Source organism: Microbacterium fluvii (genome assembly GCF_025515205.1).
Classification (GTDB): Bacteria; Actinomycetota; Actinomycetes; order Actinomycetales; family Microbacteriaceae; genus Microbacterium; species Microbacterium fluvii.
Window position 1 is genome coordinate 539,234 of sequence record NZ_JAOPFX010000001.1, and the last position, 23,512, is coordinate 562,745.

Annotated in this window: 20 protein-coding genes; 12 read left to right on the forward strand and 8 right to left on the reverse strand. The window is 72.8% G+C overall.

Annotation, left to right across the window (positions count from 1 at the left end; translation table 11 throughout):
• The first annotated feature begins 21 nt into the window (after window positions 1–21).
• The 4 genes from manA to OAW74_RS02395 all read left to right on the forward strand — a co-directional run bounded on the left by manA (window position 22) and on the right by OAW74_RS02395 (window position 5,963).
• Window positions 22–1,176, forward strand: coding sequence for a mannose-6-phosphate isomerase, class I (gene manA / locus OAW74_RS02380; RefSeq protein ID WP_262872733.1), 1,155 nt, complete (start codon window positions 22–24; stop codon window positions 1,174–1,176).
• A 151-nt stretch (window positions 1,177–1,327) separates the two neighbouring features.
• Window positions 1,328–1,651: a WhiB family transcriptional regulator gene (locus OAW74_RS02385; protein ID WP_262873903.1), complete on the forward strand. Its 324-nt coding sequence runs from the start codon at window positions 1,328–1,330 to the stop codon at window positions 1,649–1,651.
• 62 nt (window positions 1,652–1,713) lie between these two features.
• A complete protein-coding gene (locus tag OAW74_RS02390) occupies window positions 1,714–4,572 on the forward strand; it encodes a glycosyltransferase (RefSeq protein ID WP_262872734.1) in 2,859 nt (952 codons plus the stop codon).
• Window positions 4,569–5,963 (forward strand): DUF5719 family protein, encoded by a 1,395-nt coding sequence (locus OAW74_RS02395; RefSeq protein WP_262872735.1) that lies wholly within the window; start codon window positions 4,569–4,571, stop codon window positions 5,961–5,963. The genes OAW74_RS02390 and OAW74_RS02395 overlap by 4 nt, the downstream gene beginning before the upstream one ends.
• 88 nt (window positions 5,964–6,051) lie before the next feature.
• Here OAW74_RS02395 and OAW74_RS02400 read toward each other — a convergent pair whose 3' ends face one another.
• Window positions 6,052–6,501, reverse strand: a complete 450-nt coding sequence (locus OAW74_RS02400) for a metallopeptidase family protein (RefSeq protein WP_262872736.1) — start codon at window positions 6,499–6,501, stop codon at window positions 6,052–6,054.
• Between the two features lie 97 nt (window positions 6,502–6,598).
• Here OAW74_RS02400 and OAW74_RS02405 point away from each other — a divergent pair, with 97 nt between their 5' ends.
• Window positions 6,599–6,805 carry a DUF3499 domain-containing protein gene (locus OAW74_RS02405; RefSeq protein WP_262872737.1) on the forward strand — a complete coding sequence of 69 codons (207 nt, stop codon included), beginning with the start codon at window positions 6,599–6,601 and terminating at the stop codon, window positions 6,803–6,805.
• A gap of 90 nt (window positions 6,806–6,895) precedes the next feature.
• Window positions 6,896–8,359, forward strand: coding sequence for an adenosylhomocysteinase (ahcY, locus tag OAW74_RS02410; protein ID WP_262872738.1), 1,464 nt, complete (start codon window positions 6,896–6,898; stop codon window positions 8,357–8,359).
• Here ahcY and OAW74_RS02415 read toward each other — a convergent pair.
• Window positions 8,353–9,159: an RDD family protein gene (locus tag OAW74_RS02415; protein ID WP_262872739.1), complete on the reverse strand. Its 807-nt coding sequence runs from the start codon at window positions 9,157–9,159 to the stop codon at window positions 8,353–8,355. The two genes, ahcY and OAW74_RS02415, sit on opposite strands and share 7 nt — an antisense overlap.
• A 16-nt stretch (window positions 9,160–9,175) precedes the next feature.
• Between OAW74_RS02415 and OAW74_RS02420 the strand changes: the two genes are divergently transcribed.
• The 3 genes from OAW74_RS02420 to katG are packed head-to-tail and all read left to right on the forward strand — an operon-like array spanning window position 9,176 to window position 12,944.
• Window positions 9,176–10,165, forward strand: coding sequence for a stage II sporulation protein M (locus OAW74_RS02420; RefSeq protein WP_262872740.1), 990 nt, complete (start codon window positions 9,176–9,178; stop codon window positions 10,163–10,165).
• 39 nt (window positions 10,166–10,204) lie between these two features.
• The gene (locus OAW74_RS02425) at window positions 10,205–10,627 is read left to right on the forward strand and encodes a Fur family transcriptional regulator (RefSeq protein ID WP_262872741.1); all 423 of its coding nucleotides are present in this window, start codon (window positions 10,205–10,207) and stop codon (window positions 10,625–10,627) included.
• Between the two features lie 22 nt (window positions 10,628–10,649).
• Window positions 10,650–12,944, forward strand: a complete 2,295-nt coding sequence (katG, locus tag OAW74_RS02430) for a catalase/peroxidase HPI (protein WP_262872742.1) — start codon at window positions 10,650–10,652, stop codon at window positions 12,942–12,944.
• A 67-nt stretch (window positions 12,945–13,011) separates the two neighbouring features.
• Here katG and aqpZ read toward each other — a convergent pair whose 3' ends face one another.
• From aqpZ to OAW74_RS02460, 6 genes are all read right to left on the reverse strand, one after another.
• Window positions 13,012–13,794 (reverse strand): aquaporin Z, encoded by a 783-nt coding sequence (gene aqpZ / locus OAW74_RS02435; protein ID WP_262872743.1) that lies wholly within the window; start codon window positions 13,792–13,794, stop codon window positions 13,012–13,014.
• Window positions 13,795–13,887: 93 nt separating this feature from the next.
• Window positions 13,888–15,189, reverse strand: coding sequence for a DUF58 domain-containing protein (locus tag OAW74_RS02440; protein ID WP_262872744.1), 1,302 nt, complete (start codon window positions 15,187–15,189; stop codon window positions 13,888–13,890).
• Complete coding sequence (locus tag OAW74_RS02445) at window positions 15,190–16,161, reverse strand: AAA family ATPase (protein ID WP_262872745.1); 972 nt, start codon at window positions 16,159–16,161, stop codon at window positions 15,190–15,192.
• Window positions 16,145–17,326, reverse strand: coding sequence for a DUF4350 domain-containing protein (locus OAW74_RS02450; RefSeq protein ID WP_262872746.1), 1,182 nt, complete (start codon window positions 17,324–17,326; stop codon window positions 16,145–16,147). The genes OAW74_RS02445 and OAW74_RS02450 overlap by 17 nt, the downstream gene beginning before the upstream one ends.
• A complete protein-coding gene (locus OAW74_RS02455) occupies window positions 17,323–17,994 on the reverse strand; it encodes a DUF4129 domain-containing protein (RefSeq protein WP_262872747.1) in 672 nt (223 codons plus the stop codon). Before OAW74_RS02455 ends, OAW74_RS02450 begins: the two co-directional genes overlap by 4 nt.
• The gene (locus OAW74_RS02460) at window positions 17,985–19,238 is read right to left on the reverse strand and encodes a glycerophosphoryl diester phosphodiesterase membrane domain-containing protein (protein WP_262872748.1); all 1,254 of its coding nucleotides are present in this window, start codon (window positions 19,236–19,238) and stop codon (window positions 17,985–17,987) included. Before OAW74_RS02460 ends, OAW74_RS02455 begins: the two co-directional genes overlap by 10 nt.
• A gap of 197 nt (window positions 19,239–19,435) precedes the next feature.
• Here OAW74_RS02460 and mtrA point away from each other — a divergent pair, with 197 nt between their 5' ends.
• Genes mtrA through OAW74_RS02475 form a run of 3 tightly spaced genes read left to right on the forward strand, consistent with a single transcriptional unit; the run spans window position 19,436 to window position 23,491 of the window.
• Window positions 19,436–20,116, forward strand: coding sequence for an MtrAB system response regulator MtrA (gene mtrA / locus OAW74_RS02465; RefSeq protein ID WP_262872749.1), 681 nt, complete (start codon window positions 19,436–19,438; stop codon window positions 20,114–20,116).
• A gap of 7 nt (window positions 20,117–20,123) precedes the next feature.
• Complete coding sequence (gene mtrB / locus OAW74_RS02470; RefSeq protein WP_262872750.1) at window positions 20,124–21,818, forward strand: MtrAB system histidine kinase MtrB; 1,695 nt, start codon at window positions 20,124–20,126, stop codon at window positions 21,816–21,818.
• Complete coding sequence (locus OAW74_RS02475) at window positions 21,815–23,491, forward strand: LpqB family beta-propeller domain-containing protein (protein ID WP_262872751.1); 1,677 nt, start codon at window positions 21,815–21,817, stop codon at window positions 23,489–23,491. Before mtrB ends, OAW74_RS02475 begins: the two co-directional genes overlap by 4 nt.
• Window positions 23,492–23,512 lie beyond the last annotated feature (21 nt).

Genomic DNA, 23,512 nt, shown 5'->3' on the forward strand with positions numbered 1-23,512 from the left:
CGCGCCCGTAGGCTGAGGGGCATGCTCACCGGCATCTCGAACACGCCCCGTGACTACGCATGGGGATCGACCTCGCTCATCGCCGACCTCGAGGGGCGCACGGCAGACGGGCGGCCGGAGGCGGAGGTCTGGTTCGGCGACCACGCCGGATCTCCCGCACTGACCGCCGACGGGACGCCGCTGCCGGACTGGCGGGCAGCAGAGGGGGAGCCCGAGCGGCTCCCGTACCTGCTGAAGCTGCTGGCCGCGGCATCCCCGCTGTCGATCCAGGCCCACCCCTCCAAGGCGCAGGCAGAGGTCGGGTTCGCCCGCGAAGAGGCGGCCGGCATCGACCGCGACGCCCCCGAGCGCACCTACCGCGACGACAACCACAAGCCTGAGCTCATCGTCGCGATCGGGGATTCGTTCACGGCGCTCGCCGGGCTGCGCGAGCTCGAGGCGACCAGGCGCCTGCTGGCGGCCCTCGGCGACGCGGGCGCCCCCGTCGCCGAGCGCCTGAGCGGGGCGGATGCGGCGACCGCCCTGCGCGAGACGATCGCGTGGCTGCTCTCGGGCGATGCGCACAGCGAGGTCGACGCGATCATCTCGGCGCTGCCCGCCGCCACCAGCGACGAGTTCGACGTCGAACTCGACGTGTTCTGCGCGGTTGCCGACGCCTATCCGGCCGACCCCGGGGTCGTCGTGGCGCTGCTCATGAACGTCGTGCTGCTCGCGCCAGGCGAGGGCGTGTTCGTGCCCGCGGGGGTGCTGCACGCCTATCTCGAGGGACTGGGCGTGGAGATCATGGCGGCCAGCGACAATGTGCTGCGCGGCGGACTGACCCCCAAGCACATCGACGTCGCCGAGCTGCTCGACGTGCTCGACACCACCCCGGGACCCGCCCCCGTGGTGCTCCCCGTCGATGAGGGCGACGGCATCTCGCGCTACCGCACCCCTGTCGCCGACTTCGTGCTGCGCCGCGTCGAGGCGGCGGGCGGTGAGGTGCGCGTGCCCACGGCGGCACCGGCCATCGCGCTGTGCACCGCCGGCGAGGTCGCCGTGGCGGGCGCGCGCGGCGGCGGTTCCGTCGCGCTGCGGCCGGGGGAGGCCCTCTATGCCACGGCCGACGAAGAGGCCGTCACCGTGACCGGTCGCGGCGAGGTGTTCGTCGCGCAGCCGGCCCACAGCGGACTGTGAGCGGATTGCGACACGCCGACGGCGCGTCGCAAACCTTCGAGTGCGAGGTGAGGGTTTACGATCTGCGACTTGACGAAAACGGAATGACACCGCTGTAATTAGTGCATCACGCGGCATCGCGTGGGGGCACAAGGCAAGGCGGGTGAACGAGATGGCGGCCTCACAGTATCGTGCGGGAGTTCCCGACAACTGGTTCGTCGATCCGGTCAATCTCGGTGTACCGGGGGTGCGGCGTCCCGTTGCGGACGACGACAACCCGCTCGCCTGGCAGACCGACGCGCTGTGCGCGCAGACCGACCCCGAGGCGTTCTTCCCCGAGAAGGGCGGATCGACCCGCGACGCCAAGCGCATCTGCACGACGTGCGACGTGCGCGACCAGTGCCTCGAATACGCGCTGCAGAACGATGAGCGTTTCGGCATCTGGGGCGGACTCAGCGAACGCGAGCGCCGCAAGCTCAAGCGCCGCGCCGGCTGACTGGGCGCGCCACGGCGCGTAACACCGGAGCCGACCGACTCGGCGCTTAGGCTGACCAGGCCATGCCCGCCCGAGTTCACGCGATCCTCGTCGTCCGTCCGGACGCCCGCACCTTCGCCGCCATGCATCTGCGGCGCACGCTCACCGCCCTCGATGCGCAGACGCGTCGCGTCGATGCGCTGACCATCGTCGTCTGCGGCAGAGACGCCGAGGTGCACGAGGTCGCCGCCGCGTCGGGCGCCGAGTCGGTGATCACGGCCCCCGCCGGCACCGGCTTCGCCGCCGCCACCGAGATCGCCTCGCTGCGCCTCGGCGACGCCGACGGAGTCTGGCTGCTCGCACAGGACACCGCGCCGGAGCAGAGCGCCCTCGCCAAGCTCGCCGGCGCCCTGGAGCTCGCTCCGTCGGCGGCCTTCGCGGCCCCCAAGCTCGTGCGATGGAACGGCCCGGACGAGATCGTGTCGCTCGGAGTCAGCATGACGCGGTTCGGCAGGGCCTGCGGGCTGGCCGACGGCGAGCTCGATCAGGGGCAGCACGACGGCGGCGAAGACGTCTTGGCCGCCGACGTGCGGGGACTGCTCGTGCGCGCCGAGGCGTGGCGCACGCTGGGCGGACTCGACACGGGGCTGTCGGGCGCCGACGAAGGACTCGATCTCGGCGTGCGCGCGCGCCTGGCGGGCGGCAGGGTGACGGTCGTGCCCGCCGCACACATCGCCGTGGCCGGCGACGGCGTGGCGGGGCTGCCCGCACCCATCGGCGGCGCTGCCCGTCGCCGCATCGCCTATGCGTCGCGCGCGGCACAGCTGCACCGGCGGCTCGCCTATGCGCCGGTCTGGGCGGTGGCCCTGCACTGGCTGACGATCCTTCCGCTGGCGCTGTGGCGCACCGTCGGACACCTGATCGGCAAGGAACCAGGGCTGGTGTGGCCCGAGTGGCGGGCGGCGGTCGTCGCCCTCGTGCGACTCGCATCCGTCGCCCGCGCACGCGGCCGCATCCGGCGCGCGCGCACGGCATCGTGGGCTCAGCTCTCTCCGCTGCGGATCTCGCAGACGCAGCTGCGGGAGAGACTCGACGACGACCCCGACGCCGATGTCGTCGGGGGAGTGCACCGAGGCGACCTGCGCTTCTTCTCGGGCGGCGGCGCGTGGCTCGTGCTGGCCGCGCTCGGGGTGTCGGCCGCCGCGTTCACGGCGCTGCTGGTGTGGCCAGTGATCGGCGGGGGCGGCCTGCAGCCGCTGCGGGCGACGGTCGCGCAGCTGTGGGCGGATGCGGCCTACGGGCGGCGCGCGCTGGGGCTCGAGACGATCGGCCCGGCCGACCCGTTCGCGGGCGTCGTCGCGGTGCTCGGCAGCCTCTGGCCGTCGGCCCCTTCGCACGTCCTCGTGATCCTGTGGGTGCTCGCCCTGCCGCTGGCGGCCCTCGGCGGATGGTTCGCCGCGACGCGGGTCACCGAGCGGTCGCTCCTGCGCGTCGCCGGCGGCGTCGTGTGGATGCTGGCGCCCACGTTCCTGTCCGCCCTCGTCGACCCGCGGCCGGCGGCGGTGCTCGTGCATCTGCTGCTGCCCTGGCTCTTCTTCGCCGGCTCCGCCGCCCACCGCTCCTGGGTGCCTGCCGGCGCCGCCTCCCTGCTCCTCGCCGCCGTGCTGGCGTGCGCGCCGTCGCTCGGCCCGGCCCTCGCGGTGGTGTGGGTGGGGATGCTGGCGCTCGTCGCCGTCGTTCGCGGCGGCGACGGGGTGGCGAAGGTCATCTGGCTGCTCGTGCCCACGATCGTGCTGTTCGCACCGCTGGCGTGGTACCAGCTGCGCCACGGCGAGCTCATCGGGCTGCTGGCCGACCCCGGGGTCACCTGGAGCGGCGCGCAGGTCGAGGCCACCGCATCCGGTCGGGCGCTGCTGGCCGCCGGCATCCCCAGCGCCGATCTGGCCGGGTGGGTCGGGTTCCTCCCCGAGGGCGTGCCCACCTGGTGGGTGCCGCTGCTGGCCGCGCCGATCGCCGTGCTGGCTCTGGTCGCACCGCTCACGGTGCGCTGGGCGGCCGGGGTGACCCTGCTCGTGGTGGCCGCGCTGGGCCTCGGCACCGCCTTCGCGCAGGCCTCCGTCGCCGTGGCCTCGACCGAGGCGACGGCGGTGGCGCTGTGGCCGGGAACGGGACTGAGCCTGGCATGGGCGGGAGTCGTCGGGGCGGCGCTGGTCACCCTCGACACGGGCCTCGTGCGCCGCGCCGGGCGCACCCGCGCCGCGCTGGCGATCGTGTCGGCGTCGCTGTTGGCGGTGCTCGCGGTTCCGTCGCTCACGGCGATGACGAGGGGGACGAGCGCGCTGACCAGCGGACCGGTCAGCACGCTGCCGGCCTATGTCGCCGCCGAGGGGCGCGACGACCCCGACATCGGCACCATCGTGCTCTCCCCGCTGGCGGGTGGCGATCTCGCCGTCGACGTCGTGTGGGGAGGCAGCGAGACCCTCGGCGGGCAGACGACCGTGCTCGCCACCCGCACCACGCCCTCGTCGCACGACGAGCAGCTGGCCGAGCTCGCGGCCGACCTCGTCACGCCGGCGGCCGACGACGTCATCGACAGCCTCGCCGCCGAGGGCATCGGATTCGTTCTCGTGGCGCCGCTGTCGGGGAGCACGGCGGATGCGGCGGCGACGCTGCGCCTCGAGGCCGTCACCTCGTTGAATCAGCGCGCCCGGCTCGATCCGGTCGGCGAGACGGCACGCGGTTCGCTGTGGCGTGTCGCGGGCGACCTCGGCGAGCGTGCGGCGGTCAGCGAAGAGGTCTCCTCGGTGACGGGCATCGTGGCGCTGGGGCAGCTTCTCGCCGTCGCCGCCGCGCTGCTGCTCTCGGTGCCCACGGGCGCCTCGCGCCGTGCCGCACGGCGCTCTCCGCGCATCGTCGGACCGCAGTGGCAGGAGGAGCGATGAGCACGCGCACGCCCTTCGGGTGGGCGACCACCGGAGCACGGGTGCTGGTGGGAACGCTGGTATCTGCAGGCTTCGTGGTCGCCGTCGTCTCGGCCATCTCGGTGCCGTGGCCGACCATCGCCAGGGAGCCCGCCGCTGTGGAGGTGTCGCCGACGGCGACCGACAGCATCCTGGCCTGCACGGGGGATCTCCTGGCCATCGGACGCGACCTCGCCGACGCCAACAGGGTGACCGCCGCCGCCGGCCAGCAGGTCGCCGTCGCGACCGCCGGCGGAATCGACGCCGTGCGCGACACGCTGGAGGGTCCGGCCGAGGGCTCGGGCCCCGCGGTCGTGAGCGCGCCGGCGGTCGACGGCGTCGCCCCCGACCTCGCTGCCGCTGGATCGGCGTCGGTCGACTCCGATGATCTCAGCGGCCTCGCCGCCTCGGCGTGCCGGCCCGCGCTCATGGAGTCGTGGCTCGTCGGCGGATCGGGGTCGACGGGGGCCGCCGATCTCGTGCTGCTGTCGAACCCCGGTGAAGTCGCGGCGACGGTCGAGCTGACCGTCTACGGTGCCGACGGAGCGGCCACCCCCGCAGGCTCAGGACTCGTGCTGCCCGCAGGGACGCAGCGGGCGATCCCGCTGGCCGGCCTCGTGCTCGGCGAGGAGAGCCCCGTCGTGCGGGTGACCTCGACCGGAGCCCCGGTGCAGGCGTCGCTGCAGGCGAGCATCACCCGCACCCTCGAGCCCGGCGGTGTCGACCAGGTCGGCGCGATCGCCGCGGCGACCGCCGAGGCCGTCATCCCCGCGGTGCCGGTGGGCGGTGGCGACGGCGAAGACGCGGCGACGGTCGTGCGCATCCTCGCGCCCGACACCGCCACCGAGGCCCGCGTCACCGTCGTCGCCGACGGCGACGACGCTCCTGCCGCCGACCCGCAGACCGTGCCGCTGACGGCCGGGGTTCCCACCGAGGTCGAGCTGCGGGGGCTGGCTGCGGGGCGGTACACGGTGACCGTCGAGGCCGACGTGCCCGTGCTCGCCGCCGTGTGGCAGACGACGGGCTTCGGCGAGGGCTCGGACTTCGGCTGGTTCACCGCCGCTCCCGCGTACACGGGGCCGAGCCTTCTGGCCACGCCTCCCGGCGGCCAGCCCACCCTCACGGTCGTCAACCCGCAGGCGGAGCCGGTGGCGGTGCGCGTGCAGCCCTCGGCAGGCGGCGACGCCGTCGAACTGCAGCTCGCGCCAGGGCAGACCCTCTCCACGGCGCTGGCTGCGGGCACGGGCTACGTGCTGGATTCGGGTGGTGCCGAGGTGCACGCAGCGGTGACGGTCGCCTCGCCTGCGGGGATCGCGGGCTTCGCGGTCTGGGCATCGGATGCCGCCGCCCCCGCGATCGCCGTGTACCCCTAGCATCCGCCCTTCTCCTTCCGCGACTTGGCAGCTGTTGTCGCTTCGCCGCCCGATCCAGCGGCAAGAGGTGCCAAGTTGCGGGGGGAGGTCAGAAGTAACGGAAACGCTCGGGGCCGAGGTCCCACGGGTCGCGGTCGAGATACTCGGCCGCGGCGCGGAAGACGGCGCCCTCGACCATCATGCGGTGGTGCAGGTCGTCGCTGCGGTGCAGCGGCCCGAGGCGCTCGATCGGGATGCGGTAGAGCGTGATGCGCTTGTCGTCGACGCTCACCCGCCACCGCGGGATGCCGTCGTCGTCGGAGGCGGCCGGCATGTCGGCGATCTCGAACCGCACGTCTCGCAGCTCCGGCCACGCGGAGCGGAGGAACTCGGCGGCGGTGCCGACCGCGAGGTCGAAGCGCTCGATGCGCGTGTCGAGCGGGGGCAGCGGTGGCCGCACGACAGGGCTGCGATCGGCGCGCCCGTGGCGGCCGTGCCGGTCCGGCCTGCGCGCGGCGCGCACCGGCGGAGCCGACCACTTTCCCCGCCGCCACGCCATGGCACCATCCTAGGTCGCGGCGCGGCCAGGTCGCGGCGCGACCAGGTCGCGGCGCGGCAGCGCGAGGCGAGGGTCGGGGGCGGCTACCGTGGAGGCGATGCGCGAAAGACTCTGCTCCAAGGTCGGCTGTGCCCGTGAGGCCGTCTCGACTCTCACGTACGACTACGGCGACCAGATGGCGGCCCTCGGCCCCCTCGGCGCCGCGTCCGACCCGCACGCGCACGACCTGTGCGCCATCCACACCGACCGGCTCTCGGTGCCCAAGGGCTGGGTCGTCGTGCGTCACGAGACCCTGCGCGTCTGAGCTGACTCGGTCACGGTCACGACGCGCCGTGCGGCTCGCGCCCGCGCACGGCGTGTCGCGACCGTAACCGCGGTGGGGGAGAATGGGGGGATGCCTGCTCCCACCGTCCAGACCGCGCCCGACTTCCAGGTCGCCGACCTCTCGCTCGCTGAAGCCGGGCGCCACCAACTGCGCCTCGCCGAGAACGAGATGCCCGGCCTCATGGCCCTGCGCGAGGAGTTCGGTCCGTCGCAGCCGCTCGCCGGTGCCCGCATCGCGGGATCCCTGCACATGACGGTGCAGACCGCCGTGCTCATCGAGACCCTCACGGCGCTCGGCGCGCAGGTGCGCTGGGCCAGCTGCAACATCTTCTCGACGCAGGACGAGGCGGCCGCCGCGGTCGTGGTGGGCCCGACCGGCACGGTCGAGCAGCCCGCCGGCGTTCCCGTCTTCGCCTGGAAGGGCGAGACCCTCGAGCAGTACTGGGCCTGCACCGACCGCATCTTCGACTGGTCGGCAGAGGGCTTCGACGGCCCCAACCTCATCCTCGACGACGGCGGCGACGCGACCCTCCTCGTGCACAAGGGCGTCGAGTTCGAGAAGGTGGGCGCTGTGCCGGATGCGGTGGCCTCCGACTCCGCCGAGTACCGCATCATCCTCGACACCCTCCGCGCCTCGCTCGCCCGCGACCCGCAGCGCTTCACGCGGCTCGCGCAGGGCCTTCTCGGCGTGACGGAGGAGACCACCACCGGTGTGCACCGGCTCTACGAGCTGGCAGCATCCGGCGATCTGCTCTTTCCCGCGATCAACGTCAACGACTCGGTCACCAAGTCGAAGTTCGACAACACCTACGGAATCCGTCACTCGCTGCCCGACGGCCTCAACCGCGCGACCGACGTGCTGATGGGCGGCAAGGTCGCCTTCGTCTGCGGCTACGGCGATGTGGGCAAGGGCGCATCCGAGGCCCTGCGGGGTCAGGGTGCGCGCGTCATCGTCAGCGAGGTCGACCCGATCTGCGCGCTGCAGGCGGCGATGGACGGCTTCCAGGTCGCGCGCCTCGAAGACGTCGCGTCGCAGGTCGACATCCTCATCACGGGCACCGGGAACAAGGACGTCGTGACGGTCGAGCATCTGCTGGCCCTCAAGCACCTCGCGATCGTCGGCAACGTCGGCCACTTCGACAACGAGATCGACATGGCGGGCCTGGAGGCGCTCGAGGGCGCCGAGGCGGTGGAGATCAAGCCGCAGGTGCACGAGTGGCGCCTGCCCACGGGGCGGAGCGTGCTGGTGCTCAGCCAGGGGCGCCTCATGAACCTCGGCAACGCGACCGGTCACCCCTCGTTCGTGATGAGCGCGTCGTTCACCAACCAGGTGCTCGCCCAGCTCGAGCTGTTCACGAAGACGGCCGAGTACCCGATCGGCGTGTACACGCTGCCCAAGCACCTCGACGAGAAGGTCGCCCGTCTGCACCTGGCCGCCCTCGGCGTGCAGCTGACGACCCTCAGCGACGAGCAGGCGGCCTACATCGGCGTGCCGGTCGATGGGCCGTACAAGCTCGACCACTACCGCTACTGACGAACCCCCGACGTGAGTGCGTCGACGCGCTGAGCCTCCAGCTGCAGCGCGTGCAGCTCGCGGTCGCGCCGCACGGCCGCGACGCCGCGCAGGAACGTCTCCGGGTCGACCGGCGGCACCGGCGAGACGTGCGGAGCCGTCTCGGCGCACAGTGATGCCGCGAGCCGTGCCCGCGCAGAGGGCTCCATCGCGTGGGCGTTGCGCACGAACTGCGACACGCGGCGCGAGAGAGCGTCGGGGAGGCGTGCCACATCGGCCCCGGCGGCCCAGGCGTTCAGCGCCGGCGGGGCGTCGGGGGCCGGGGGAGGCAGGGGTGGGGTGCGGGTGCGCTCGCTGTAGGTGCCGGCCAGAAGGTCGCCGAGCCGCTGCGAGCGCGGAGTGAAGGCGCCCACGAGTGCGGCCACGGCGCCCAGTGTGAACCAGATCTCGAACACGCCGACGAGGGCGCGGATGAAGGCCTGACGAAAGCCGGCGGCACCGCCGTCGGTGCGCACGATGCGCCCGCCGACCGCGAGCCGGCCGATGCTGCGCCCGCGCGTCGTCGTCTCGACGACGGTGGGCAGCGCGACGGTCACCAGCACGATCACCGCGATCGTGAGGATCGGCATGACGTCGCCGCCCTGCACCGAGCCGCCGAGCGAGGTCGCCACGACCACGAAGAGCACCAGCACCGCCACGGCGATCAGGAAGTCGATCACGGCGCCCAGCGCCCGCAGGAAGAACCCCAGCGGCTGCACGTCGAGGGCGACCGCTTCGCCGGTGAGCACCTCGTCCTGGCTGATCTCGATCGCCGCGGGCATGGCTACAGTGAACCATATGGATCTCGACGCCCTCGCGGCCGCCAGAGGGGCGGAGTGGGAGCGTCTGGAGCAGCTCAGCCGCCGCCGCGACCTCGACGGCGCCGAGGCGGACGAGCTCATCACGCGGTATCGGGCGGCATCCGCCGACCTCGCCGACATCAAGACGTCGGCGGGGCGCACGCGTCATGGCGACCACGTCTCGACCATGCTCGCACGGGCGCGGCTGCGTCTGACCGGCACCCCCGAGAACGTGCTGCGCCAGGTGCCGCGCTTCTTCGCGCTGCAGCTGCCGGCGGCGCTCTACCGCCTGAGGTGGACGACGCTGGTCATCGCCGTCTGCTTCGTGGCGGTCACCGCCCTGGTCGCGCTGTGGATCTCGCGCGATGAGGCGCTCGTGGCGGCGCTCGGGGAGCGGGCTCAGCTGGCCGACTACGCCGACAGCCAGTTCACCGACTACTACAACCCTGCCGCGACCTTCGCGGGCACCGTGTGGACCAACAACGCGTGGATCGCCGCGCAGTGCGTGCTGTTCGGCGTGACGGGCGTGTGGCCCGTGATGGTGCTCGTGCAGAACGCGATCGGCGTGGGCACGGCCGCCGCCGTCATGCTCGCCTTCGACCGCGGCGACGTGTTCCTCGCGCACATCCTTCCGCACGGGATGCTGGAGCTCACGTGCGTGTTCGTCGCGGCCGCTTCGGGCCTGCACATCTTCTGGGCGTGGGTGGCCCCAGGGCCCCGCCCTCGTGCCGAGTCGCTCGCCGCAGCAGGGAGGTCTCTGGCGACGGTGGTGGTGGGCCTGGTGATCGCCCTCGGCGTCTCGGGGCTGGTCGAGGGGTTCGTCACCGGCAGCGCACTGCCATGGCCCGTGAAGATGGTCATCGGCGGGGCGGCGCTGGCGGCCCTCCTCGCCGTGATGCTCGTCGTCGGACGACGCGCGGCAGCGCACGGCGAGACGGGCGATCTCACCGAGTACGAGACGGGGACGCCGACGCTGGTCGCAGGTTAGCTTGTTTTGATCCTCTCAAAACAACGCTAGGCTGGAGTCATGACGACGACGGCCACCGACGACCTGCTCCGCGACGCGGGGCTGCGGGTGACCGAGTCGCGGCGGGCCGTCTACGACGCGCTGCGCGCTCTGCCCCACGCGTCGGCTGAGCGGCTGTTCGACCAGGTGCGCGGCGCCGTCCCCTCGACGAGCATGCAGTCGGTGTACAACGCACTGGGCGACTTCGTCGCAGCCGACCTCGTGCGCCGCATCGAGCCCGCCGGCGCGCCCGGCCTGTACGAGCTGCGCATCGGCGACAACCACCATCACCTCGTCTGCACATCGTGCGGCGCGGTGCACGACGTCGACTGCACGGTCGGCGCCGCGCCCTGTCTGACTCCGTCGGACACCCACGGATTCACCATCGCCACCGCGGAGGTCACGTTCTGGGGCCTGTGTCCCGCGTGCGCCGCCCGCGTCTGACCCCCCACCCGAGAGGAACACCATGACCACGAACGATCCCACCGAAGCCCCGATCGGCGAGGATGCTTCGGGCATCGACCAGTCCGTCACGGTCACCGACACCGAAGAGGCGTACGCCGAAGAGGCCGCCGGAGCCTGCCCCGTCATCCACGGGCAGCCGCACCCGACCAGCGGCTCGGCGAACAACGTGTGGTGGCCGAACCAGCTCAACCTGCGGATCCTGAAGAAGAACCCCGCCGTCGGCAATCCGCTCGGCGAGGGCTTCGACTACAAGGCCGCGTTCGAGGCTCTCGACCTCGACGCCGTCAAGACCGACATCAACGAGCTGCTCACGACGTCGCAGGACTGGTGGCCCGCCGACTTCGGCAACTACGGCCCGCTGATGATCCGCATGGCCTGGCACTCCGCCGGCACCTATCGGGTCATGGACGGCCGCGGCGGAGGTGGCGCCGGTCAGCAGCGATTCGCTCCGCTGAACAGCTGGCCCGACAACGTCGGCCTCGACAAGGCGCGGCGCCTCCTGTGGCCCGTGAAGAAGAAGTACGGTCAGGCCATCTCGTGGGCCGACCTCATGATCCTCGCCGGCAATGTCGCGCTCGAGAACATGGGCTTCTCCACCTTCGGCTTCGCCGGCGGCCGCCCCGACGTGTGGGAGCCCGACGACGACGTGTACTGGGGCCCAGAGACGACGTGGCTCGGCGACGAGCGCTACACCGGTGAGCGCGACCTCGAGAAGCCGCTCGCGGCCGTGCAGATGGGCCTCATCTACGTCAACCCGGAGGGTCCGAACGCCAACCCCGACCCGCTGCTGTCCGCCCGCGACATCCGCGAGACGTTCGCGCGCATGGCGATGAACGACGAAGAGACCGTCGCCCTCATCGCCGGCGGACACACCTTCGGCAAGACCCACGGCGCGGCCCCCGACGCGAACCTCGAGGACAACCCCGAGGCCGCAGGCCTCGAGCAGCAGGGCCTGGGCTGGAAGAACAACTTCGCCTCGGGCAAGGGCGACGACCAGATCACCTCGGGCCTCGAGGTCACCTGGACCTACCACCCGACTCGCTGGGACAACGAGTTCTTCCACATCCTCTACGCGTACGAGTGGGAGCTGTTCTCGAGCCCCGCCGGCGCCCACCAGTGGCGGCCGAAGCACGGCCAGGGTGCCGACATGGTCCCGCTCGCGCACTCCGACGGCCGTCGTGAGCCGCGCATGCTCACGAGCGACCTCGCGCTGCGCATGGACCCCGCCTACGACAAGATCTCGCGACGGTTCAAGGACGACCCCGAGGCCTTCGGCGATGCCTTCGCCCGTGCCTGGTTCAAGCTGACCCACCGCGACATGGGCCCGATCGAGCGCTACCTCGGCCCCGAGGTTCCCACCGAGGAGCTCATCTGGCAGGACCGCGTGCCCGCCGTCGACCACGTGCTGATCGACGCCGATGACGCGGCCGCGCTCAAGGCCCGTGTGCTCGAGTCGGGCCTCACGGTCGCCGAGCTCGTCTCGACGGCCTGGGCGGCGGCATCCTCGTTCCGCGGCAGCGACAAGCGCGGCGGCGTCAACGGCGCCCGCATCCGCCTCGCGCCGCAGAAGGACTGGGAGGTCAACAACCCGGCCCAGCTGCACAGGGTGCTGGGCGTGCTCGGCGGCATCAAGGCCGACTTCGACGGCGCCCAGACCGACGGCAAGAAGGTGTCGCTGGCCGACCTCATCGTGCTGGCCGGCAACGCGGCGGTCGAGAAGGCGGCCCGTGACGGCGGCGTCGACGTCGAGGTGGTCTTCCACCCCGGCCGCACCGACGCCTCGCAGGAGCAGACCGACGTCGACTCGTTCGGCTACCTCGAGCCCGCCGCCGACGGTTTCCGCAACTACCAGGGCCCCCTCGCCATGGCATCGGGGCTGCCGGCCGAGCACCTGCTCATCGACAAGGCGAACCTCCTCACCGTGAGCGCGCCCGAGATGACGGCGCTGATCGGCGGTCTGCGCGTGCTCGGCGCCAACTGGGACGGCTCGCAGTACGGCGTGCTCACCGATCGCCCCGGTGTGCTCACGAACGACTTCTTCGTGAACCTGCTCGACCTCGGCACGACCTGGAAGCCGCTCGACCCCGGCTCGCACGCGTTCGCCGGCACGAAGGACGGCTCAGGCGAGAAGGTCGGCGTCGGCACCCGCGTCGACCTGCTGTTCGGATCGAACTCCGAGCTGCGCGCCCTCGCCGAGGTCTACGCCTCCGACGACGCGTCGGAGAAGTTCGTGCGCGACTTCGCGGCGGCGTGGGGCCGGGTCACCGAGCTCGACCGGTACGACCTGCACGGCTGATCGCCGCATCCGCAATCACGAAGCGGCCCGTCCCCTCGGGGGCGGGCCGCTTCTGTCGTCGCGCGGACTACTCGACGCGGGCCTCGGCCTGCGCCGGGGGCAGGGCCTTGGGCTCGAACAGCGCGCGATGCGCGTAGCCGGCAAGAAGCGCCCCGACGATCGGGAAGACGATGAACACCCACAGCTGCGCGAGAAACCCGCCGCCGCCGTAGATCGCGGTCGCGATGGAGCGGGCCGGGTTGACCGAGGTGTTGTCGATCGGGATCGAGGCGAGGTGGATGAGGGTGAGCGTCAGACCGATCGCCACGCCGGCGAACCCGGTGCCGCGCTTGGAGTGCGTGACGCCGAGGATCACGAGCACGAAGATCGCCGTGAACAGGATCTCGGCGACGATCGCCGAGCCCAGGCCGAAGCCGCCGGGCGACAGGTCGCCGAAGCCGTTGCTCGCGAAGCCGGCCGCCTGCTTCTCGCTCAGCCATGAGCCGGGGCCGAAGACGCCGATGAGGAACAGCAGGGTCGTGCCCACGGCGCCGCCGACGATCTGGGCGACGATGTAGCCGGGGACGTTGCGCCACTCGAATCGGCCGGCGGCGGCCAGGCCGATCGTGACGGCCGGGTTGAAGTGGCCGCCCGAGATCGGCCCCCACGTGTAGACGCCGGCGAGGATCGTCAGGCCGAACGCGAGGGCGACGCCGACGAAGCCGACGCCGAGAGAGGTGCCGTTGTCGCCGACGCCGAAGTCGGAGGCGAACAGCGCCGTTCCGACCGCGCCGAACAGCAGCAGGAAGGTGCCGAGGGCTTCGGCGATGAGTTTGGTCGAGGTGGACGGTTCGATGGTCACATCCGACATGGCGGACTCCTTTCATCCGGCCCCGAGCTTAGGGCTTCATCAGGCTTTTCCCAGGGATTGCGACGCATTCCGCCGCCGTCGGGCGGCCGCCGCTCAGAGTCTGCCCGCCGCCTTGAGCGCCAGATAGCGATCGGCGATCCGCGGGGGCAGACGCTCCGGCGTGTCGACGATCGCCTCGGCGCCGGCCCTCGCGATCGCCTCGGCGACCACCTCGGCGTCGGCCTGCGAACGCGCCTGCGCGGCGGCGCGGTACACCTCCTGCGCATCGGGACGCGAGGGGGGATCGGATGCTGCCGCGCTCACCGTGCCGACCAGCACCTGCGTGCGCTGCGCGAGCAGGGGCAGCGATCCGAGGAACCCGCGGGCGGCCTCTGCGGCGTCTTGAGCGGTCAGCACGACCACGAGCGAGGGGCGGGAGGTGAGCGAGCGCAGCTGCGCGAAGGCCGCATCCCAGTCGGTGTCGATGAGCTGCGGCTCGACGGGCGCCATCGCGTCGACGAGCGCCGGCAGCAGCCGCGGCCCGTCGGTGCGGGTCACCCTGGCGCGTGCCCGGCGGTCGAACATCACGAGGTGCACGTGGTCGCCGGCGCGGTTCGCCAGTGCGGCCAGCAGCAGAGCGGCCTCCATCGCGGCGTCCAGCCGCACGCCGTCGCCGACGCGCGCGGCGGCGGTGCGCCCCGTGTCGATGACGATGACGACGTGCCGATCGCGCTCGGGGCGCCACGTGCGCAGCATGGTCGTCGTCGCGCGGGCGGTCGCGCGCCAGTCGATCGAGCGCACATCGTCGCCCCGCACGTATTCGCGCAGACTGTCGAACTCGGTGCCCTGCCCTCGCACCTGCACGCTGGTCGCCCCGTCGAGTTCGCGCAGGCGCGCCAGCCGCGAGGGCAGGTGGCGGCGCGCCGTGAACGGCGGCAGCACCCGCACCGCGGCGGGGGAGTCGATGCGCCGCTGGCGCCCCGCCAGCCCCAGCGGGCCGTCCGAGCGCACCACCACGAACCCGCTGCGCAGCTCGCCACGGCGCCGCGGCAGCAGGGGGACGGTCAGCATCCTGCTCTCGCCGCCAGGGACGTCGAGGGTCAGACGGCCGGCGGGCGCGCCGGCCGTCGGCTGCCAGGCGTCGCGCAGCAGCCCGCGCACGCGCCGCTGCCCGGCGTTGCGCACTCGCAGACGGGTCATGGCCTGTTCTCCCAGCAGCACGCGTCGCATCGGCTCGCGCTCGATGCGCAGCATCCGCGGGTCGGCCGCGACGAGCGCGTCGACGCAGGCGCAGACGACGCACGCCGCGATCCAGCACGCCGCCACCACCCATGCGTCGGCCCCGGCGAGCGAGAGCAGCACGACAGGCAGCACGCCGGCGGCGACCAGCAGCGCGAGACGACCCTTGGCGAACATCTACACGGGCACCCTGGTCTGCTGCACGACCGAGCCGAGCACCGCGTCGACCGACACGCCCTCGAGCTCCGCGTCGGGACGCAGACGGATGCGGTGGCGCCAGGTCGGCAGCAGCATCGTCTGCACGTGGTCGGGTGTGATCGCCGGCGATCCGCCCAGCCAGGCCCACGCCTTGGCCGCCGCCAGCAGCGCCGTCGTGGCACGGGGAGACACGCCCAGCTGCACCGAGGGGCTGCGCCGGGTGGCCTGGGCGAGATCGACGAGGTAGCCGAGCACATCGTCGGTCACCGACACGGCGCGCACGGCGCGCTGGGCGGCGCGCACCTCATCGGGGGTCACCGCCTGTGCCACGCCCGCGGCGGACAGATCGCGCGGGTCGAACCCGTCGGCGTGGCGGCGCAGCACGGCGAACTCCGCATCGCGCGCGGGCAGATCGACCACGAGCTTGAGCAGGAACCGGTCGAGCTGCGCCTCGGGCAGTGTGTAGGTGCCCTCGTATTCGATCGGGTTCTGGGTCGCCGCGACGAGGAACGGGTCGGGCAGCGCCCTGGTGACCCCGTCGGTGGAGACCTGGCGCTCCTCCATCGCCTCCAGCAGTGCGGACTGGGTCTTGGGCGGCGTGCGGTTGATCTCGTCGGCCAGCACGATGTGGGTGAACACGGGACCCTGACGGAACTCGAACTCGCCCGAGCGCGCGTCGTAGACGAGCGACCCCGACACGTCGCCCGGCATCAGGTCGGGGGTGAACTGGATGCGCTTGGTCTGCAGCCCGAGCGCCTGCGAGAAGGTGCGCACGAGCAGCGTCTTGGCGACCCCCGGCACGCCCTCCAGCAGCACATGGCCGCGGGCGAGCAGGGCGATGAGCAGCCCGGTGACGGTGCCGTCCTGGCCGACGACGGCCTTGCCCACCTCGGTGCGCACGCGGTGCATGGCCGTGCGCAGGTCTTCGTCGCTCTCAGCGGTCTCGGTCATCTGGGTTCCCTTCTGGGTGCAGCGCCGCGTGGGCGGCGCCTTCGAGATCGCGCAGCCGCTCGTAGAGGGCGACCAGCTGCGCATCGGTGTCGGGCTGGTGATCGATCAGGATGCTGCGCACCTCGGCCGGATCGCGCGCGATGCGCGCCGCGACGGCGTCGGCCACGTCACCCGGCCGCGCACCGGCGCCGAGCCCGACCAGCCGCGCCAGGCGCACGACGCTCGCATGGCGCAGCTGCGCCGCCGCGTGCCGGGTGTCTCGGGCACGGGCGTAGAGCCGCGCGCGGCCCTCGACGGTCTCGGCGGCGCGCACCGTCACCGGCAGGCGCTCGGCCACGAGCGGACCGAAGCGGCGGCCCCGCCACAGCGCGGCGGCCACGGCGGCGCACAGCAGCAGCACGATCGAGGGGCTCACCCATACAGGGGTCAGTTCGCCCAGCGACGGGTCGGCGTCGGTCAGATCGGTGTCGCCTGGCACGTACCAGACGAGGCGATCGTGGCGGCCCAGCAGATTGATCGCGAGGGCGGCGTTGCCGTCGTCCGCCAGGTGCGCATTGGTGAACAGCTCGGTGGCGTCGACGGCGGCCGTCCGGCGCTCGCCCTCGTCTGCCACCAGCAGTGCGGAGCCCGCTCCTGCCGGGTAGCAGGCCGTGACCCCCTCGCCCGCGGTGAAGACCGCGACCGGCATGATCGACCCCGATCGCACGGCCTCCGGCAGGTCGCACGCGGGTGCGATGGTGGCCTCGGGGGCGATGCCGGCGGGCGACGAGCCGTCGACGAGCAGCCGCAGCGTGCGCGAGCGCGGATCCAGCAGCACGACGTCGTCGGCCGCGGCGGCCATCGCCACGACGGCCGCATCCGACAGCAGCGGCGCATCGGGCAGCGCCAGGGTCGTTCCGGCCGTCGCCAGTGCGCGGAGGGCCTCGTCGCGGTCGCGCGCCACGATGACCTCGACGCCGCGGTCGGCGAGGATGCGCGCGAGCGCCATCGTGCCCTCCGGCGCGGGCGACTCGGGGTCGAGCGCGTCGCGCTGGGTCCACCCGCCGATGCCCGCGAGCACGGCCCCGGCGATGCCGACGACCACGAGCGCCGCCCCCAGCGCGAGCCAGCCCTGCACCGTGCGGGAACGCCGGGCGGGCTGAGCCGTCGAGGCCGGTGCGCTCACGCCGGCGCCGCCAGCGGCTCGGCCCCGGCCGGCCGCGCACGGGCGAGGCGGTCGTCGACGCGGGCGACGAGCGCGTGCAGCTGTGCGGTGCCGGGGCGGCGCAGGTAGCGCACGTCGTCGAAGGCGGATGCTGCGGCCTCCAGCTCGTCGCCTGCCGCGGGGAACGCGCGCGCGGCGGCGCGCGCGAAGGCGTGCACGGTCGCCCCCGGCGGGGTCGTCACGATTCCGCGCTCGTCGAGGGAGCGCGCGAGGGCGCGGAACCGCAGCACGATCGCCTCGTCCCAGCGCGCCGCATCCGCCGCCGCGGCGGCCGCCGCCCGCAGCTGATCGGCGGTGCGCTGCTCGGCGTCTCCGAACAGGTCGGCCGTCGCCGCCCGCGCGCGCACGGTGGCGCGGGGCACGCCCCAGATCACGAACGCGGCCGCGATCACCACGACGACCACGACCGCCGCGACCACGGCCAGCGCCGGCCCCCAGCCGGTGGGCACCTGGGGTGAGAACAGCGCGGCGAAGAACTCGCCGACGGCGCGGGCGACGCGATCGAAGGCGGTCGGCTCGGCCGTCGCGTACACCGGGTCGCGCAGCTCCTGCTCGGCCCACGAGCGCGCCTCGTCGCCGTCGGGCACCAGGGGCGTCGCGAGCGCGACCGACACGGCGATCAGGCCCACGGCGACTCGCGGTCGGTCTGATCGGCCGGCGCGCCCGGTGCGGTCCATCGGGTGGAGTCGGTCGCGGGCGTGGCCGTTGCGGGCGCGGCGGTGGGCGCGGCGCCGGCGAGGTGATAGCCGGGGGGCGCCGCGGGGGCGGCGGGGCGAGGCGGCGCCGGCGGCACGGGCCCCCACGGGGCGGGCGGCGCCGGAGCGCGCCCGGTCGGCTGGCGGCCGATGTGTGCGCGGTAGGGGTCGGCGAGAGGCCTGACTCCGGCGTCGCGGGCCTCGACGTACGCGAGCAGGTCGAGATCGAGGCCCTCCCGCCGCATGCGGCAGTCCACGTACACGAGCGCCGAGGCCGTGGACTGCACCACGACGCTCACCGCCTGCACGAGCAGCGTCACGACCTCGGTGAGCAGGGTCGCCGCGAGCACGGCGATGATCGCGCTGGGACCGGGGTCGCCGGTCGGGGCGATCACGGTGGTCAGCGCCGTCGACAGCAGCGAGAACGGCAGGCCCACGGCGTATCCGATCGCGCCGAACACCATCGAGATGAGCACGACGATGCCCAGGATCGGCCAGAACCGCCCGGCGACGAGCCGCCATGACCTGGCGATCGCCGCGCGGATCGTGGCGTGCTCCATGATGATGGCCGCCGGCACGAGCAGCAGCTTCACGGTCAGCCACAGCATCACCGGAATGACGGCGAGCACCGCGAGCACCCCGAGCAGCACCGCCGCCCACACCACGACGGAGCCGAGGGCGATGAGGGCGAGGGCGATGAGCCCGAAGCCGACGAGCATCGCCGCGGTGATGAGGGCCGCGTAGCCGATGAGTCGCCACGCGACGGGGCGCACGAGCGCCCAGAGCTCGCGAAGTCTCAGCTTCTCGGCCACGACGGCGTGGGCGACCTCGGTCACCACGACGCCCTGCACGATGGTGCCGAGCGCGCCGGCGGCCAGCCCCAGCGCGAGCGAGACGACCCCCGTGACGGCGATCGAGCCGGCCAGGATCGTGTCGTACTCCTCCGAGCCGATCTCGACCGTGCTCAGCCGCGAGAACGACGCCCACGCGACCGCGCCGATGCCGAGCACCATGAGCAGGTACGAGACCGCCTGCACGCCGAGGGCGAATCCGAGGAGCACGCGCGGGTTCTGCCGCAGGGCGACGAAGGAGCGTCCGAGGATCGTGCCGAAGGTCAGCGGATGCAGCGGAACGATGCCGGGGCGGGGCGCGGGCGTCCAGGCGGGCGGGGCGGTCACCGTGGCCTCCTCGCGATCGTCGATCCCTGCGGGTCTCCTATCGTGTCACACCGTGGCGGAGCAGGAGGATTCCGGCCGCTGCGGTCCCCAGGGCGCGCGTCGAGGCCGCTTCGGCTCGCGTCGACTACTCTGTGGGAAGCGCAGGGGTACGCCGCACGATCGCCGTGCCCTGCCGAAGAGAGGGACGAACGCGCGAGATGACATCACGCATCCTGGTGGTCGACGATGACACCGCACTGGCCGAGATGATCGGCATCGTGCTGCGCACCGAGGGCTTCGACACGGTGTTCTGCGCCGACGGCGCCGCCGCCGTGGACATCTGGCGCGCGGAGCGCCCCGACCTCGTTCTGCTGGATCTCATGCTCCCCGGCATGGACGGCATCGAGATCTGCACGCGCATCCGGGCCGAGTCGGGCGTGCCGATCATCATGCTCACCGCCCGCGCCGACACCGCCGATGTCGTTCGGGGCCTCGAGTCGGGGGCCGACGACTACATCGTCAAGCCGTTCAACCCGAAGGAGCTCGTCGCGCGCATCCGCACCAGGCTGCGCCCCACGCCCGAGCCCGAGGTGGAGGCCCTGCGCATCGGCGATCTGACGATCGACGTCGCCGCCCACGAGGTGCGCCGCGACGGCGCGGGCATCGCGCTGACCCCGCTGGAGTTCGAGCTGCTCGTGGCCCTCGCCTCGAAGCCTCAGCAGGTGTTCTCCCGGGAGATGCTGCTGGAGCAGGTCTGGGGCTACCACTACAAGGCCGACACGCGCCTGGTCAACGTGCACGTGCAGCGCCTCCGCGCGAAGGTCGAGCTCGACCCCGACAACCCCCGCATCGTCACGACGGTGCGCGGCGTCGGGTACCGCGCCGGCGCCGTCGTCTGAGGTGGCCGTGGGCGCGGCGCAGGCGACAGCATCCTCGGCCCGCCGCCCGGCGCTGGGCGGCTGGCGGGACTGGCGCGCGTGGCCCGACAGCCTCGCGGGGCTGTGGCGGCGCTCGCTGCGCTTCCGCACGGTGCTCATCACGCTCGCCCTCACGGCGCTCGCGATCATGATCGCCTGCGTCTGGATGGCGCTGGCGATCCAGAACGACCTGTTCCAGTCCCGCCTGCAGCAGGTGCTCGCCGATGCGCGCCGCGCCACGGTCGCCGCGCAGACCACGCTCGATGCGAGCGAGCCGCAGGGCGACAGCGTGCAGCTGCAGAACCTCTGGGGCGCGGTGACCACCGAGCTCGGTCAGCAGTCCACGAGCGACATGATCGCCGCCTTCCGCATCGACCGCACTCCGTCCACGATCGCCCCGCAGGACTTCTCGTCGGTCGCCGTGATCGACGACATGGTCTCCGACGGACTGCGCGATCTCGTGCAGTCCGACCCCGAGAAGCAGTGGTGGCAGTCGGTGGCGGTCCCCGCCGATGCCGGCGAGGGGGAGGCGCCAGGCATCATCGTCGGGCAGCAGCTGCTCGTGCCCGATGTGGGCGCCTACGAGCTCTACTTCGCCTATGACCTGAGCACCGCCTCGCAGACCCTCGGGTTCATCCAGGGGATGCTGTGGGTGGTGGGCATCGTGCTGGTGGTGCTCATCGGGGCCATCTCGTGGTTCGTGCTGCGGTCGGTGACGACCCCCATCGGCGAGGCCGCGCAGACCAGCGCGAAGCTCGCTGCGGGGGAGCTGGGCGTGCGCCTCGACGTGCACGGCGAAGACGAGCTGGCCACCCTCGGGCGCTCGTTCAACGCGATGGCCGACAGCCTCGAGTCCCAGATCAAGGAGCTCGCCGATCTGTCGCTCGTGCAGCAGCGGTTCGTCTCGGATGTCTCGCACGAGCTGCGGACGCCCCTGACGACGATCCGCCTCGCCGCCGACATGATCAACGATCAGCGCGACGAGTTCGACCCGACCACCGCGAGGGCGGCCGAGCTGCTGCATGCGCAGGTGCAGCGGTTCGAGACGCTCCTGGCCGATCTGCTCGAGATCAGCCGCTACGACGCCGGCTCGGTGCAGCTCGAGCTCGAGGCGACGAGCCTCGCCCATCTGGCCGAAGACGTCATCGGCTCGATGCAGCAGGTGGCGGAGCAGCACGGCACCGATGTGCGCCTGGTCGCCCCCGGCGGCTATTCGCCCGTCGACATGGACCCTCGGCGCATCCGTCGCATCGTGCGCAATCTGCTGGGCAATGCCATCGAGCACGGCGAGGGGAGGCCCATCGTGGTCACGGTCGACAGCAATCGCAACGCCGTCGCACTCGGCGTGCGCGACTACGGGCTCGGCATGCGCCGCGAAGACGCGGAACGGGTGTTCGATCGGTTCTGGCGCGCCGATCCGTCGCGCCGCCGCACTCTGGGCGGCACAGGTCTCGGCCTGTCGATCGCGCTGGGCGATGCGCGGCTGCACGGCGGCGAGCTGGCGGTGTGGAGCGAACTGGGACGCGGCTCGAACTTCGTGCTCACGCTGCCCCGCCGCTCGGGCGGCATCCCCGGCACCTCGCCGATCACGGTCGACCCGGGCGCAGACGATCTGCCGGGCGGCGAGGACCTCGGCCTCACCCAGCCCATCGAGCTGCCCGCGGAGCCGGAGGTGGCGCCATGACCTTTCGACGGCTCGTCGCGGCGCTCGTGACCGGAGTGCTCGCCACCTCGCTCGCGGCGTGCGCGGGGCTGCCGATGTCGGGGTCGGTCAATCCGGGCCTCGACGTGGAAGACGAAGCGGCGAACCCCGACTTCGCCTTCCTCCCCGATCGACCTCAGGCAGGCGCCACGCCCGAGCAGATCGTGGACGGGTTCCTGCGCGCGGGCTCCGGCACCAACGACGACTGGGCGACCGCGAAGCTCTTCCTCACGACCGCGTTCCGCGAGGAGTGGGCCCCTGACGCGGGGGTCACCGTCGACGCCCCCGGCCAGCGCGACATCACCGAGACCGGTGATGGCGCCGTCACGGCGACGATCACTCCAGAGGCGGTGATCGACGGCGATGGCCAGTACCAGACGCTCGACACGGGGGAGTCGTCGCTGGGTTTCGAGCTCGAACAGGAAGACGGCCAGTGGCGCATCTCGGCGGCCCCCGACGGCATCGTGCTCGATCGCAACGTCTTCCCCCGCGTCTACCACCGCTATCCGCTGATGTTCTTCGACCCGTCGTGGCAGTATCTCGTGCCCGACGTGCGCTGGTTCCCGACCACGAACGCACCCGCGCGCATCGCCCAGGAGCTCGTCGACGGCGCGCCCAGCGCCTGGCTGGCTGAGTCGGTGAAGACGTCGTTCCCCGACTCGGTGAGTCTTGCCAGCCCCGCCGTCCCCGTCGACGGGGGCATCGCGCAGGTGAGCCTCACGCAGGGCGCTTTGAGCCTGGATGCCGAGTCGCTCGACCGCATGCAGACGCAGCTGACCGCCAGCATGCAGACGGCCAGTGTCGCCGCCGTGCAGATGTCGGTGCCCACCCAGGTGCTCGACGCCGACACGGTCAGCACGCGCTCCACCCGCATCAGCGGGGCGCCGCTCGTGGTGATCGACGGGGTGCTGGGCTTCTCGACGGGTTCGCAGCTGACGCCGATCGAGGGACTGTCCGATGCGATGGAGACCGTCGAGCCCGCCGCCGTGCAGGTGTCCGCCGACCGTGAGACCGCCGCCGTGCTCCTGACGGACGGCCGTGCCGCGCGCGTGGGGGCAGACGGCACCCTCGCGGTCGTCGACGAACGCGCCGGTCTCGTCGCCCCCAGCATCGACCCGCTGGACTATGTGTGGACGGTGCCGCGGGGCGAGCCGACCGCCGTCGTCGCGCACTCCGCCGACGGGATCGCGCTCGAGGTCGGCGAGGCGTGGCCGGGAGCGGTGCAGGTGACGGCGATGCTGGTCTCGCGCGACGGCACCCGGCTCATCGCGGCGTTGCGCGGCGGCGAGTCGTCGTGGGTCGCGGCGGCGGGGATCGTGCGCGACGACACCGGCGCGCCGGTGCGCCTGGGCGAACCCGTCGTGCTCGGCGAGCTGCCGGGCGCGGGGGTCGGCCTCGCGTGGCTCGACGATGCCACCTTGGCCGTGCTCTCGTCGGACGACTCGGGGCCGGTCGTCGTCGAGCAGATCGTCGGCGGCACCCAGTCGTCCTCGGATGCCCCCGCCGGGGCGGTCGCGATCGCCGGTTCGACCTCGGCCGCATCGCTGCGACTGCTCGATGACCAGGGCAACGTCTCGGTCAAGCGGGGAGTCACCTGGACCACCGTCGTCGACGACGTCGAGGTGCTGGCCAGCCAGCAGGGTTCGCCCGAGTAGTCCTCCCCAGGCCGGCCGGGG

What these genes read in the sequence shown, in the direction of transcription:
- OAW74_RS02475 (WP_262872751.1), top strand. Translation starts at nt 21,815, where the DNA reads ATGACCTTTCGACGGCTCGTCGCGGCGCTCGTGACCGGAGTGCTCGCC.
- OAW74_RS02390 (WP_262872734.1), top strand. Translation starts at nt 1,714, where the DNA reads ATGCCCGCCCGAGTTCACGCGATCCTCGTCGTCCGTCCGGACGCCCGC.
- mtrA (WP_262872749.1), top strand. Translation starts at nt 19,436, where the DNA reads ATGACATCACGCATCCTGGTGGTCGACGATGACACCGCACTGGCCGAG.
- aqpZ (WP_262872743.1), bottom strand. Translation starts at nt 13,794, where the DNA reads ATGTCGGATGTGACCATCGAACCGTCCACCTCGACCAAACTCATCGCC.
- OAW74_RS02440 (WP_262872744.1), bottom strand. Translation starts at nt 15,189, where the DNA reads ATGTTCGCCAAGGGTCGTCTCGCGCTGCTGGTCGCCGCCGGCGTGCTG.
- manA (WP_262872733.1), top strand. Translation starts at nt 22, where the DNA reads ATGCTCACCGGCATCTCGAACACGCCCCGTGACTACGCATGGGGATCG.
- OAW74_RS02395 (WP_262872735.1), top strand. Translation starts at nt 4,569, where the DNA reads ATGAGCACGCGCACGCCCTTCGGGTGGGCGACCACCGGAGCACGGGTG.
- OAW74_RS02420 (WP_262872740.1), top strand. Translation starts at nt 9,176, where the DNA reads ATGGATCTCGACGCCCTCGCGGCCGCCAGAGGGGCGGAGTGGGAGCGT.
- OAW74_RS02445 (WP_262872745.1), bottom strand. Translation starts at nt 16,161, where the DNA reads ATGACCGAGACCGCTGAGAGCGACGAAGACCTGCGCACGGCCATGCAC.
- ahcY (WP_262872738.1), top strand. Translation starts at nt 6,896, where the DNA reads ATGCCTGCTCCCACCGTCCAGACCGCGCCCGACTTCCAGGTCGCCGAC.
- OAW74_RS02425 (WP_262872741.1), top strand. Translation starts at nt 10,205, where the DNA reads ATGACGACGACGGCCACCGACGACCTGCTCCGCGACGCGGGGCTGCGG.
- OAW74_RS02405 (WP_262872737.1), top strand. Translation starts at nt 6,599, where the DNA reads ATGCGCGAAAGACTCTGCTCCAAGGTCGGCTGTGCCCGTGAGGCCGTC.
- katG (WP_262872742.1), top strand. Translation starts at nt 10,650, where the DNA reads ATGACCACGAACGATCCCACCGAAGCCCCGATCGGCGAGGATGCTTCG.
- OAW74_RS02415 (WP_262872739.1), bottom strand. Translation starts at nt 9,159, where the DNA reads ATGCCCGCGGCGATCGAGATCAGCCAGGACGAGGTGCTCACCGGCGAA.
- OAW74_RS02385 (WP_262873903.1), top strand. Translation starts at nt 1,328, where the DNA reads ATGGCGGCCTCACAGTATCGTGCGGGAGTTCCCGACAACTGGTTCGTC.
- OAW74_RS02400 (WP_262872736.1), bottom strand. Translation starts at nt 6,501, where the DNA reads ATGGCGTGGCGGCGGGGAAAGTGGTCGGCTCCGCCGGTGCGCGCCGCG.